Below are 13509 nucleotides of genomic sequence, written 5' to 3'. Positions count from 1 at the left end.
GTATCTCATTACAAAGTGATGGAGAGCCGCAACGCCAGCGCGGCCAGAGTGACAAACAGCACGGGCAGAATCATGATAATACCCGTACGGAAGTAATATCCCCAGGTAATCGTTATATTTTTCTGGGCAAGCACATGCAGCCAAAGCAGTGTTGCCAGACTGCCAATCGGGGTGATTTTCGGGCCTAAATCGCAGCCAATCACGTTGGCATAAATCATTGCCTCTTTGACGATGCCAGTCGCCGTGCTCCCGTCAATCGCCAGTGCACCAATCAGCACCGTCGGCATATTGTTCATCACCGACGACAGGAACGCGGTCAGGAAGCCGGTGCCGAACGTTGCTGCCCATAACCCCTTTTCTGCCAGTAGGTTCAGCACGTCAGACAGATACTCCGTAAGCCCTGCATTGCGCAGGCCGTAGACCACCAGGTACATACCCAACGAAAAAATAACGATCTGCCATGGCGCACCGCGGAGGACTTTTCCGGTGTTGATGGCATGACCTCTTTTCGCCACTATAAACAGTATTGCTGCGCCAGTAGCCGCTATCGCACTGACCGGGATCCCCAGTGGCTCCAGAACAAAGAAACCGACAAGCAGCAATAACAGGACAATCCAGCCCGCCCTGAACGTTGCCGGATCCTTTATCACACTGGCAGGCGTCTTCAGCAGCGAAACGTCATACGTCGCCGGAATGTCCCTGCGAAAGAAGAGATGCAGCATGACCAGAGTGGCCGCAATCGCTGCCACATCTACGGGGATCATAACGGAGGCATACTGCGTAAAGCCCAGACCGAAAAAGTCCGCCGAGACGATATTCACCAGGTTAGAAACAATTAGCGGCAGGCTGGCCGTATCTGCAATAAATCCTGCGGCCATGACAAACGCCAATGTCGTGCCCTGGCTGAATCCCAGTGCGAGCAGCATCGCAATTACAATCGGCGTCAGGATCAGCGCAGCGCCGTCATTGGCAAACAACGCAGCAACAGCGGCACCAAGCAAGACTATCCAGGTAAACAAAAGGCGGCCACGTCCGTTACCCCAACTGGAGACGTGCAGTGCGGCCCATTCAAAGAAGCCGGACTCATCGAGCAACAGGCTGATGATAATGACCGCAATAAATGCCGCTGTCGCGTTCCAGACGATATTCCAGACAACGGGAATATCTGCGATATGAATGACTCCGGTTCCCAGCGCCAGCGCAGCTCCGATACTCGCGCTCCAGCCAATACTCAGGCCTCTGGGTTGCCAGATCACCAGTACCAGCGTCAGTAAAAATATACTCCCTGCCAAAAACATTTCAGACTCCGTTATATATGATTATGTAAATATGTTCTCCTGCCTCAGCAGGAGGTACAGGCCGACTTTGCCAACCATTCCCGCACATCCTCCCGAAGGCACAGCCAGGATGTCGTGATTGTCTCAGCGGCCCACGCCGGAATATGAGGTGACAGACGATAGTGGATCCATTTCCCTTCCCGACGATCAAGAACAAGCTTTGCCTCGCGCAGGACGGCCATATGTCGTGATATTTTGGGCTGTGATTCGGCGGTAGCTGCACAGATATCGCACACGCACAGTTCTCCGGACTCCCGCAGAAGCATAACAATGGCGAGCCGTGTTTCATCTGACAGAATTTTGAAAAGCTGAACAGGTTGTAGCATTTTTCTCTCCGTTCCCTTTAGAATACACATATGGTAGATCATATGTATTAACTTTGAAATCATCTGCTCTCTCTGGAGGAGAAAAATGGAACAATTTCCTGCCCTGAATACTGCATGCTTTGATCAACACATCGCTGAACGCCTGAACGTGCAGGAGCCACCACGGATTCTGATCCTGTATGGTTCAGTGAGAGAGCGCTCCTACAGTCGCTTTGCCGCGGAGGAAGCCGGTCGCCTGCTGACGGCGATGGGCGCGGAAGTGAAACTGTTTAACCCCTCCGGTTTACCCCTGCCGGATGATGCGCCGGACACGCATCCCAAAGTCACCGAGCTGCGCGGTCTGGTCAGATGGTGTGATGGGATGGTGTGGAGTTCTCCGGAACGGCACGGTGCTATGAGCGCAGTCATGAAGGCGCAGATTGACTGGATACCCTTAAGTGAAGGAGCGATTCGTCCTTCGCAGGGCAAAACACTTGCGGTAATGCAGGTCTGCGGCGGTTCACAGTCCTTCAATGCCGTGAACCAGATGCGTATACTTGGTCGCTGGATGCGGATGTTTACGATCCCCAACCAGTCCTCTGTAGCCAAGGCATGGCAAGAGTTCGACGAAAACGGACGAATGAAACCTTCTTCATGGTATGACCGCATCGTCGATGTAGCCGAGGAGCTGTTTAAAATCACTCTGCTGCTTAAGGGACAAACCAGTTATCTTGCAGATCGTTACAGCGAGCGAAAAGAGAGCCATCAGGAGCTTTCATCCCGTGTCAATCAGGACAAAATATAACGTATGTTCTTCGTGAATCCATACTGCATGAGCTTACCAATGTCCGCTTTGGCAGATTGATTATGCCGGATGATCTCTAAGTGTGAATGGCACGATTATGCGGGCTACTTACAATTGCACATATCAGCAATGAGCCATCGCAGGCAGTAAGTGACGCATCCACAACAAGCAGCCCCCCTGAAGTATTCCTTCCCTCAAATGTGAACGCGATGCCCGCATGAAATAAGTCGCTGCGGGCTGGCTGATTAGTTGCTGATCGAGGGAGATTCGTGTTTCAACATAATCTGCCGCAAGTGAAGGAAAGCCCATGTTTATGCCCTCTCTTGAATACCGGATAAAAACACAGTATAAATACTGTATATCCATCCAGCAAAGAGACGATAAGCAATGTTCGTGGAACTCGTTTATGACAAAAGGAATTTTGATGGGCTGCCCGGTGCAAAAGATATCATTCTGGGCGAATTGACCAAGAGGGTTCACCGGATTTTCCCCGACGCTGATGTCCGTGTTAAACCGATGATGACATTGCCGGCGATCAACACTGACGCCAGCAAGCACGAGAAGGAACAGATAAGCCGTACTGTCCAGGAAATGTTTGAAGAGGCTGATATGTGGCTGGTTTCAGATTAAGTGCAGCAGTCAGTAATTCATCTGTGTTGAGGCCTGATTAAGCCGTATCGCGGTTAAATAGCCAAGGAACCTTAACTGGAGAAGCATTGATGGAGTGGGTAAACGCGTTGATGAGCCATTTCGCGCTTCATCCTTTCAGCCTGTGGGGCCTGCTTTTTGGAATAGCATTCGCAAAATCTACGTTCCTCATTTCAGCTGTATTACCGCCAGCATCTGTTATGTTGGTTGCTGTAATTTCCGTCGGCAAGGCGACTATTGCGCCATGGGAAGCGGGAATTGCTGTAATGATTGGCGCATGGTGCGGGACAATTGTTAATTATCACCTTGGAATGATGATGGGACATCTACCCTGGCTGGCACGCATCATGTCGCGTCATGCCGATACAGTAGTACGGGTTCGACGCCGGTTGCAAAACAGTTCTGTACCGATACTTTTTACTTCGCGCTTTATTGCCATGCTGCGTTACATTGTGCCATTAGTTGCTGGAATGTTGCATCTTCATCCAGTGAAAGTGTATGCAGTCAGTCTGATCTCTGCGGCGACCTGGTCAGCGCTTTATGTCGGAGGCTTTAGTCTCGTTTTGCCTTTTTTTAGCTAAACCAAACATAAATAGACCACAACAAGCCCTGATCCCCCTAGGTACTGAGCGGATAAAATGACAGGGAAAGAATTTTTCAGGCACAAAAAAACGGGAACCAACCGGCTCCCGTTCTCATACAACCCAGAATGTGGATTACATATTTTCGATGATCGCGTCACCAAACTCTGAACATTTCAACAGCTTAGCGCCATCCATCAGACGTTCGAAGTCATAGGTTACGGTTTTCGCGTTGATCGCGCCTTCCATACCTTTAACAATCAGGTCAGCCGCTTCTACCCAACCCATGTGGCGCAGCAGTAGTTAGATCATTCAATCACAATCATATGATATATAAGCATAATTTTACCAATTTGCATATAACTTACTGATTATTCTCGTTTCTCTAACCAACTGATTATAAACATGTTTTTTGGGTTTTGATAACCACTTTTAGCGTTAAAACAACAATCAGAGCTATTCAGAATAGGGATTTTAAATCGTGCGCGTTATAGCCATAATCAATAAGTTACCGCTGACGGCAAACCCCAATGATGAAGCTTATACAGTCCTAACGGTCCGCTATGAGCGAGGAGCGGAAGTTGCCATTATTCTTACATCTGAACACTATATGACTTAAATTTTGATCGATAGATCAACTGGGAGCAGGTCACCACCTGCCTATATTGCAGGTGATGAATTAATATAGTATTATAGATCATTCATTGACTAAGATATTTTTGAAAGTTCAACTTCAAAAGTTGAATTTTTATTTTTTATAACATGATCAACACCTTTATAAAGTTGCCGCAATTCATTTACTGCGTTTGTATCAATGGCTGTAAAAGAGTACGGTCGGATAAGATTGTTGAAAATTTCCTCGGAGTAAAAAGACTTCTTATTTTGATCAAGGGAGTTCATTCTTTTAATGATAATTTCTAAAAGATATGTTTTTTGATTATTCTGCAATTTTTCTGAAGTAATAATCAGATACATCATTTCCCCCAAGGTAGTAGAGGCAAAGTACTCTGGAGATTGCTCTTTTTCTTCCGTCGTCCAGTCATCATAGTTAAGGTGTTCTGCTGCACCTACCCATATATTGCAATTATAGATTAACTCATATATTAGATAATCAAATCGCATGGGGAATTCTCTATTTATATCTATACTACCCGATATTTCATGGCACTCAAGGATTTCCTTTAGGAAAGGACGATAATACATGAGCCACATATGATCTTTTGAACGTTTAAATATAGCTGCAGATACCATGACATCGAAAAACACCAATCCAACGAAGATTGGGCACTCCCAACGCTCGTCACTACTTGAAAAGTAATTATCCGGTTGATTGTAAAAGCTAGAACTTCCTTTCTGTTTTTTTATGTAGCTAACTACGTAATCACCTACAGGTTTCCATATTCCTACATCTATCGCCGTACGAATATCATTTAAATAAAAATTAAGCAAGGTGTTACTTTCGTCGAGTGCGTACTCCCCGGTATGTGAGCGATTTTGATTGTCCCGTAACTCTCTATACATAATGCTGTTTGGGTTGGATATTAAGTACGTAAAGAAATTTGTATTATATTCATCATTATTCCTAAACTGTAAACAGGTAGCCTTCATTGCTACGTGAGGATGAGTATCAATTAAATGATGGGCGAAAGGTTTTGATTTCAGAAGCTTAGAGATATTCAATTGAATGGCTTCTTGGCTTTTGTCTTCATAAGGGAAAGGCTTTGACAGAAATTTTCTGATTTTTTTGAATCGTATTTTTTTTATCTTTTCCTGATCCACCATCATGGAAAATAATGAAGGGTTTAAGTATTCATGTACGCGAACATACCATTTTTTATTACTAATTATATCGAATAACTGCTCATGGTATTTATCAAATAGATATCCCAGTTGTTCTATTTTTTTTGCGCGCAGATACTTTTCTGAAACGCTGACCCAATAGGTAAGGTTTGCTTTTGGTACTTGTTTGCCTAGGATCTTGATTCCAAAAAATGCAATTATGATGCAAAGACAAGTAAAAGCTAATGTATCTTCGTTAAAACCGAGTATCCAAGGAATTGGTTTTATCGGGAAAATACTTAGCAAAACCTTAGAATATATAATTGTCAAGATTGTTGATATAAAAAAGATAATAAATATAATATTAAGTTTAGATATGCGCAACTTTAAATCAACACGTCTCTCATCTGTTAAGAGAGTATACCAGGCAAGAAGTATGGCGAAGACTGTTAGTGAACCATTGGCACCCATTATCACCTCTGAATTAAGCTACATTTAAAGATTCATAAATTTTTAAAACTATATGCTCATTGTAACAAATTCTGGGCGTTCTCATCAGAATTATCTGCATCATCCTGCACCATTAGTTTTAGTGCTTCGCTGGTATCTGCAACGTCCGCTACTGGCACACAGGTGACGCTCAGGGGGGGTCATCGTGCCGGAATCCTGGTTCTGAATGGAGCAGAATTTTGGGTCAGGGTCAATCAGGTGTGTATGCCTCAAGACATGGATCTATGCCAAAGGTTGACAGCGTGTGGCTGATTGTATTTTGTCACGGCAGTGATGTTGTGGGAGAAGCAATAAGATAATATATGCTTTACCACAAATTGAATCGCCACGGATAATCTAGACACTTCTGAGCCGTTGATAATACTGGTTTTCATATTCTGTCGGTGACATCTGATTGCTCGAACCATGCCGACGCTTACTGTTATAAAACATTTCGATGTAATCGAAAATATCGCTGCGGGCTTCTTCCCGTGTTCCGTAGATCTTTTTCTTTATCCGTTCGCGTTTCAGCAACTGGAAAAAGCTTTCTGCAACCGCATTATCGTGACAGTTACCGCGACGGCTCATGCTGCCCTCCAGGCCGTGTGATTTCAGGAATGACTGCCACTCATGGCTTGTGTACTGACTGCCCTGATCTGAATGAACCAGCACCTGTTTTAGAGGATTACGTCGCCATATGGCCATCAGAAGCACATTCAGGACAATGCCCTTTGTCATCCGGGATTGCATTGACCAGCCGATAATTTTGCGTGAGAACAGGCCAACAACCACAGCAAGATACAGCCAGCCTTCGTGGGTCCTGATGTAAGTTATGTCCGTTACCCAACGCTCATCCGGAACATCCGGATTGAATTGTCGCTGGAGCCTGTTGGGCGATACGATACTGATCTCGCCTTTGTGTGCCCGCGGGCTCCGGTACCCGACCTGAGCCTTTATCCCGGCACGATTCATCAGTCGCCAGACTCTGTTCACTCCGCACTGTTGCCCGCTATCCCGCAAGTCCAGATGGATCTTGCGATAACCATAAACGCAACCGGACTCCAGCCAGAACTGTTTGATCTGTCCCGTCAGTCTCAGATCTACCTGGTGGCGCTGAGAATACGGTTGCTTAAACCAGGCGTAAAAGCCACTGGGATGAACATCCAGCACCCTGCAGAGCAGACGAACAGGCCAGCAAAGGGAGTTGTCACGAATAAAGGCGTACCTCAGTCGGACAGCTTTGCGAAGTACGCCGCGGCTTTTTTTAATATGTCCCGTTCGTCAGTAACCCGCTTCAACTCCTTCTGGAGTCGGCGGATCTCGGCCTGAGCATCTGACTGTTCTTTGTTAGTGGATGAGTCCGTACCGTACTTCTTTATCCAGGCGTAAAGGCTGTGGGTGGTGATATCGAGACGTGTTGCAACGCTGGAAACGGAATGACCGCGATCAATAACCTGTTTGACTGCTTCAATTTTAAACTCTTCGGGATAACGTTTACCGCTCATGGGCACCTCTCTTTAAGTCATCTTAAATGACTCTGAGGTGTCTGTTAAACCCGTGGCGATTCAACTTCCTTCCTGCGATAACATCCATTTTCTCAATGACGATCTAAAAGCAGGTTTACGTGGAGTAAATCCTGCAATTGGCAGAAACTTGATATAGCTCTACAAATGAGAATTCTTGATAATTGCTCTGCAATAAAAGCTTGAAGCCATAAAGTAAGAGCATAAAGTACTAATGCTGCGGATGTTAGGTGGTCAGCACTGAAATTAGATGTTTTAAGTGGGGGAGAGACATGGAGTTGACGAAGGAATCTGCATATCAAGCGATTGCAGAGTTTTTTACTGAGAAGCCGTTTGTTTTATTTGGTACAGGAACTTCATGTGCACTTGATCTAAATTTTGGGATGCCAGCCCTAGAGCATCACCTTCGAGCCGAGTTGACCAGTGGTATGACAGATACTCAGGCACAACAATGGCAGCAAGTTGTCTCCGTTCTCGATGAGGGTAGCCATGATTTTGAATCTGCTATGGACTTCATCAAGGATGAGGCTCTGACCACTCGAATAGTCGAACTAACTGCAAGCTTTGTTGCGTATCATGATAACGCTCACGCCCACCAAATCATTTCAGGATTACGCGATTGGCCTGCTGGCTCACTACTGAAAAAGCTCGTTGAGACTCTGCCACAGGCCGATAAGCAACTTCACGTCGCAACCCCCAATTATGATTTATTAGCTGAGTACGCCTTTGTTCGACACAAGATTCCATATATTACAGGATTTTATGGAGGATTCCTTCAGCGTTATGACTGGAATGAAGCAAAAAAAACAGTTCAATCTATACATAAAGGTTTAGGCAAGCCGAGACAATCACCAAGAATCGTTGAATGCAAACATGTCCGACTACACAAACCACATGGCTCATTAAATACATTTGAATGGGAAGCTCACCTTATTGAGTGTAATAGTTGGATTCTCAACAAACCTGAAGGCGTCGTACGGGCGATGATCACTCCTGGTACAGCCAAATATCAGCGATTACATAAAGATAGGGCACAGTTGGCTGAATATGACAACGCTGTTGGGAACCATACTTGTTTTCTGTTTTTAGGATTTGGTTTTAACGATTCCCAACTCGTAAATAACGTATTTAGACAAAAACTTGAACAAGATCAGTGTCGTGCGTTAGTGATCACTAGGGATTCAAACCCAAGGATCGAGGAATGGTTAGATAAATGCCCAAATATGTGGCTTATCTGCAAACAGACAACTTCAGATAAAAGCAGAATTTACAATTCAAAGTTTGAAAACTGGCTGCATGTAGATGACAAGGAATTATGGCGTTTTGACGCTTTCACTAACGAGTTCTTAGGGGGGTAATATGGCTCTTTTTACTTTTAATGATGACAGCTACATACTTGGCAATATTCGTGAAGTAGACACAAGAAAAGTAACTATTCTGGTAAACAGTGACAAGGACCTGCGTAAGGCCAGAGTTGGGCAGCTTGTAACAGTGCAACTAAGCGGAGCAACAGAATGTTGGCTCATTGGCATGATTGATAAGGTAATCAAAGCAGTAGTTGCTCAGCCTCTTACCCTAGAGGTGCAAGAAGATGATGCTGACGAGATAGACGCTTTTGAAGATAGCGTAGTCAACACGGTTAAGATTACGTTAATGGGTGGGGCTAGATGGGATGCAATTGATCAAAAATATAAGTTTTCGAGATCTCTAGACCACGTTCCTGAAATCGACTCGACCTGTTACATTCTTAAAGATGCCCATCTAGAAGAATTCATGCGTGTAATTTCTGAATGTGGCAATGGAGAGGACTCGCTTGAATTGGGTTCTTACAAGCTCAATGAAAATGCACGCGCTTATGTTGATGGAAATAAATTATTTCAGCGACATGCTGCTCTACTTGGTAGCACAGGTTCAGGTAAATCGTGGACGGTTGCTTCAATTCTTGAAAGAAGTTCACGACTACCATCTTCAAACCTCGTGGTATTCGATTTACACGGTGAATATAAAGAACTTTCCTATGCAAAACAATTGAGAATACCAGGGCCGGATGAGGTTGATGTAGATGATGATTCACTACTATTCCTACCCTATTGGTTACTCAATTCAGAAGAGATTCAGTCATTATTCGTTGATCGAAGTGAATTCAGTGCACATAACCAAGTTGTGGTTGTTCAAGATGCAATTACCGAGCAAAAGAAAGCTTTCCTTCAAACGAATGGTAGAACCGACCTGCTGCAGTCTTTTACACTCGACAGTCCAATTCCATATTCTCTGAATAATGTCATCGGAAAGCTAAAACATTTAAATGAAGAGAAGGTCGATGGCTCAAGAGGTCCTAAAAACGGCCCTTTCAACGGCGAATTCTCCAGGCTGCTAGTTCGTATGGCAAGCCGCTTAAACGACCGACGCTATGGTTTCCTCTTTAATAGTCCTGATAAATACAACCAATACGATTCGTTGAGCATGATCGCTGAAAAACTGATGGAGTATGGTGAGCAAAAGCCAAGCATAAAAGTAATCGACTTTTCAGAGGTTCCGGCTGATATATTGCCAGTAATAATCGGGTTGGTTGCACGTATCATCTATCAGGTTCAATTCTGGACTGATCCGAAGAGTCGCAGACCAGTTGCCTTTGTCTGTGATGAGGCGCATCTATACTTACCAAGAAAAGAAGGTAACCCAGTTGAACGCAGAGCGGTTGAAGCATTTGAAAAAATTGCTAAAGAAGGGCGTAAATATGGTGTTGCATTGATGATTGTAAGCCAGAGACCTTCAGATGTAAGTGCCACTATTCTCAGCCAGTGTAACAACATCATTTCTTTGCGTTTAACGAATGCAGATGATCAAACGACAGTGCGTAAATTACTACCCGAAAGTTTGGAAAGCCTTTTAGAGGCACTCCCTATCATGGATGTTGGAGAAGCTATGGTTGTGGGTGATTCAGTGCTCCTACCAAGCAGAATTAAAATTGATCCTCCAACAGAAAAGCCGTTAAGTGCAACAATAGATTTTTGGTCTCGTTGGCAGGAAAACGTTACCAATACAGACTTTGCATTGGCAGTAGAAAATATGCGTCGACAAAATAGAACAAGGTTATAACCAGAAATAGCCCCCTCGGACGAGGGGCTTTCACAGGCTAGGTTTGTTCAAGTCCGTCTTTGGATGGAGTCGTACCCTCAGAACATTTTGAATAACAACAAACTCTGGCAGCTCTTTTGTTAATTAATACACTATGCTGTCAGCAGTCTACTGCAACATCTGAAGACTGCTATCTGCAAGAAGCGGATGTTCATTACATCCGCTCGAGGTCCATTGCTAACATTTACATAGTATTCCGAATGATAAATTAAATCTGTGGTGATTCAACTTTTAAATTTTTGCCATTTGATTTGTTTATCATGAATTAACGAGGGAGTGTCAATAAAAAGTTATCGGCAATTTCGAAAAGGCAGTCAGTTGGATCTTCCCCGCGTTCCTTCATATGAAGCATTTCACATACTTTATCATCGTCTACTATGAGCATAAGTTTACCTTGCTCTCGCATAGCTCCTTGAGTCATAGCTATTGCATGTGCCTCTGCTCCTGTCCTTGTCATAATAATTGCCATACGCCTGAGTCCTTTTTCCAAAAGATACTTTTCCGTGGTGAGTATCTGGCCTTGTTTGATTTTCCCCGAATAGTTTTTAAACTCAAAAAGAACATAACGGCTATCGAGGTGTTCAATAACAAACTTCCAAAATTCAGTAGTGGGTCTAATACGACATACATAATCATAACGGTTTAGACCGTCATCGGTTCTTTTTTGTGAATGCCAGCCATGGAGGTCATTAGGAAACAGATACTTAAGGATTTCCTCGCATTTTTTTTCATATTGATGCCAGGATGCTTTCCCTTTTTTTATACTCTGTAGTTCAAGACAAAGTTCTGTACCTTTATTTTCATGTCTTTCAATTCGGTTACTCTTATAAAGAGACTTATCTCTAATGATAGAGTTACTCTCTTTACGAGAAAGGTGTGTTGCTAGAGCTTCATTTAGATTGACTTCTAATAGTGCATCCAATGACTCCGCTAATTCAGGATATGAACTGCACCAAATTCTTAAGTCAGCCTGATCTACAAAAGTAATACTAAATTTATTTTCAAGAGTCTCTCGTAACTCAGGTGTGAGAAAGCACGAAACGACTAACATCCCTTTGTTTACACCTGCAGCTATGCCATTACTCGAAATGCGAGCCGCAGCTGCATCAATAAGTGAAGGCTGAGCTCGCGCTGTGCGGTAGAACTTAACTTCAATAGCCCATCTTTCTTGTCCAAAATCAGCAAGCAGATCAAATCCATCGTCCCCTCTGCAGCTATTTCTTTTTATTTGAAAGTTGTTTACCTTGAGAATTCGACAAACGAGTTCCTCGAATAACTGCCATGTTGGTTTTAATTTATTCATGTTTTTAATAACTTCATCCAGATATGATAAATTAATATAAAAATATATCTTGAGATTTATTCATTAATGTTTCATGTAGAGCTGAGTTGTAAACGCAAAAATACCCCCACCATAAGTTGTCCAAGTTTTAAACACAGTACTTTACCCTATTCATTATTACATGATTTACCAAGCCAAAAGCTAAGCAAAGCATTAATTACCCCCCCCTATATCCCCCGAAATATCTTGAAACTCTGCCCATTTTATAGATTGCCATCATTCGGTTTGTGTTATCTTATCGTATTAACTTTATTGATTTTTAGCAATAACCGAGTCTAATTTGGTAGTGCCGAGATCACATTATTATTTGCTCATAATTATAAAATGTCCGCTTTTGGCTGTGAGTTCAACTGATGGACGCAACACACTTATTGAACCGCTCTGCGGGTGATTCATAGTCTAGCGTTTTTCTCGGCCTCTCGTTGAGCTGTCTGGCAACACTGTTAAGTCTTTGCTGGCTGTGAACCGATAAGTCAGTTCCTTTTGGAAAATATTGTCTGAGCAATCTGTTCGTATTTTCATTTGAGCCACGTTGCCAGGGAGATTGAGGATCACAAAAATAAATCTGAATGTCTGTCGCTACAGTAAATCGTGTGTGGCTGGTCATTTCAGCGCCACGATCCCAAGTTAATGTTTTATAAAGCTCAGCAGGTAATTCCCGGGCTTGTCTGATGAGTGCAGATATAACCGTTATGGTCTTGTTGTCTCTGATTTTCGCCAGCATAACAAAACGGGAATGACGTTCTACGAGGGTGATGATATAGGAGTTATTCGAGCCCTGAATCAGGTCACCTTCCCAGTGACCTGGAATGGCTCTGTCAGCGGCCTCTGGTGGCCTTTCGCTGATAGGTATCGTGTGCGGGATTGACCCTAATCCTTTCCCTTTAAGCGATGACGTTCTGGATCTACGCACTGCTCTTCCGCTTCTGAGGCATTGCTGCAGCTCTTTTTTTAATGCTCCCCGGGTTTGTATAAAAAGCGTTTTATAAATCGTTTCGTGTGACACATGCATTTCCTGATTATCCGGATAACAGCGTTTCAGCCAACCGGCGATCTGTTCCGGCGACCAGTCCTGATGCATCTTCTCTGCAATGATTTTACACAATGCGGGGCTTTCAATTAGCTTGCAAGGTTTTGGTCTCAGCGCATTTTCCCACGCAGCAGCATCGGCTTTTGCTGCACGGTATTGTTTTGCACCACCGTGCCTCCTGACCTCGCGGCTAATCGTTGAGGGCGCTCTTGATAATTTGGTGGCGATGTCCCTGATACTGAGTTTTGCTACCAGCCCTCTGGATATCTCCTCTCTTTCATCAAGCGAAAGCGCTAATCGGTGCCGTTTTGGCACGGGAGGACGGTAGCCGCCTGTCTGGTGGATAGTGGGCATAATGGAAGAATGATATCTGTCGAACATTCTGGCGATATCATGTAGAGAATCACCTTGCTTATATCTGTCCCAGATAATTGCCTTCTGCTCTGGCGTGTAGTTAATCCGAGTTCTTCGTTTCATGGCAACGTCCCCCTTGATTAAGGATAGCGTTGCATCGACCCGTTGAACTCACAGC

At 44.1% G+C, this 13509-nt stretch carries 11 protein-coding genes and 2 pseudogenes; 5 read left to right on the top strand and 8 right to left on the bottom strand.

Annotated features, from left to right (window positions below; genetic code table 11):
• Nucleotides 1–8: 8 nt before the first annotated feature.
• Complete coding sequence (locus tag OGX66_RS05830; RefSeq protein ID WP_016150088.1) at nt 9–1298, bottom strand: arsenic transporter; 1290 nt, start codon at nt 1296–1298, stop codon at nt 9–11.
• A 44-nt stretch (nt 1299–1342) separates the two neighbouring features.
• On the bottom strand, nt 1343–1663 hold the full coding sequence (locus OGX66_RS05825) for a transcriptional regulator (RefSeq protein WP_003030762.1): 321 nt from the start codon (nt 1661–1663) through the stop codon (nt 1343–1345).
• A gap of 85 nt (nt 1664–1748) precedes the next feature.
• Here OGX66_RS05825 and arsH point away from each other — a divergent pair, with 85 nt between their 5' ends.
• The gene (arsH, locus tag OGX66_RS05820) at nt 1749–2447 is read left to right on the top strand and encodes an arsenical resistance protein ArsH (RefSeq protein WP_008320415.1); all 699 of its coding nucleotides are present in this window, start codon (nt 1749–1751) and stop codon (nt 2445–2447) included.
• 112 nt (nt 2448–2559) lie between these two features.
• Here the strand turns inward: arsH and OGX66_RS05815 are convergent.
• Nucleotides 2560–2756 (bottom strand): annotated as a pseudogene (locus tag OGX66_RS05815) (S24 family peptidase); the annotation flags it as partial.
• Between the two features lie 78 nt (nt 2757–2834).
• Between OGX66_RS05815 and OGX66_RS05810 the strand changes: the two are divergent.
• A complete protein-coding gene (locus tag OGX66_RS05810; protein WP_003840850.1) occupies nt 2835–3077 on the top strand; it encodes a DinI family protein in 243 nt (80 codons plus the stop codon).
• Nucleotides 3078–3166: 89 nt separating this feature from the next.
• Nucleotides 3167–3676, top strand: coding sequence for a DedA family protein (locus OGX66_RS05805; RefSeq protein ID WP_286511009.1), 510 nt, complete (start codon nt 3167–3169; stop codon nt 3674–3676).
• Nucleotides 3677–3811: 135 nt separating this feature from the next.
• Here OGX66_RS05805 and OGX66_RS05800 read toward each other — a convergent pair.
• The 3 genes and pseudogenes from OGX66_RS05800 to OGX66_RS05790 form a co-directional block, all read right to left on the bottom strand.
• Nucleotides 3812–3979 (bottom strand): annotated as a pseudogene (locus OGX66_RS05800) (isocitrate/isopropylmalate family dehydrogenase); the annotation flags it as partial.
• Between the two features lie 405 nt (nt 3980–4384).
• Nucleotides 4385–5926: a hypothetical protein gene (locus tag OGX66_RS05795; protein WP_094544820.1), complete on the bottom strand. Its 1542-nt coding sequence runs from the start codon at nt 5924–5926 to the stop codon at nt 4385–4387.
• Between the two features lie 375 nt (nt 5927–6301).
• A protein-coding gene (locus OGX66_RS05790) for an IS3 family transposase (RefSeq protein WP_270932858.1) occupies nt 6302–7449 on the bottom strand; the annotation gives its coding sequence in 2 pieces (ribosomal slippage) (nt 6302–7212 and nt 7212–7449; 1149 coding nt in all).
• Nucleotides 7450–7739: 290 nt separating this feature from the next.
• Between OGX66_RS05790 and OGX66_RS05785 the strand changes: the two genes are divergently transcribed.
• Both OGX66_RS05785 and OGX66_RS05780 read left to right on the top strand, forming a co-directional pair.
• The gene (locus tag OGX66_RS05785; protein WP_071697887.1) at nt 7740–8825 is read left to right on the top strand and encodes an SIR2 family protein; all 1086 of its coding nucleotides are present in this window, start codon (nt 7740–7742) and stop codon (nt 8823–8825) included.
• A 1-nt stretch (nt 8826) separates the two neighbouring features.
• The gene (locus OGX66_RS05780; RefSeq protein ID WP_103928265.1) at nt 8827–10566 is read left to right on the top strand and encodes an ATP-binding protein; all 1740 of its coding nucleotides are present in this window, start codon (nt 8827–8829) and stop codon (nt 10564–10566) included.
• A gap of 304 nt (nt 10567–10870) precedes the next feature.
• Here the strand turns inward: OGX66_RS05780 and OGX66_RS05775 are convergent, their stop codons facing one another.
• On the bottom strand, nt 10871–11908 hold the full coding sequence (locus OGX66_RS05775) for a restriction endonuclease (protein ID WP_071697777.1): 1038 nt from the start codon (nt 11906–11908) through the stop codon (nt 10871–10873).
• Nucleotides 11909–12293: 385 nt separating this feature from the next.
• On the bottom strand, nt 12294–13454 hold the full coding sequence (locus OGX66_RS05770; protein ID WP_286510989.1) for an IS30-like element ISCfr4 family transposase: 1161 nt from the start codon (nt 13452–13454) through the stop codon (nt 12294–12296).
• Nucleotides 13455–13509 lie beyond the last annotated feature (55 nt).

This window comes from Citrobacter sp. Cf072 (assembly GCF_030334485.1).
GTDB lineage: Bacteria > Pseudomonadota > Gammaproteobacteria > Enterobacterales > Enterobacteriaceae > Citrobacter > Citrobacter freundii.
Note: the sequence above shows the minus strand (reverse complement) of the source record. Positions and strands in the feature narration are given on the sequence as shown.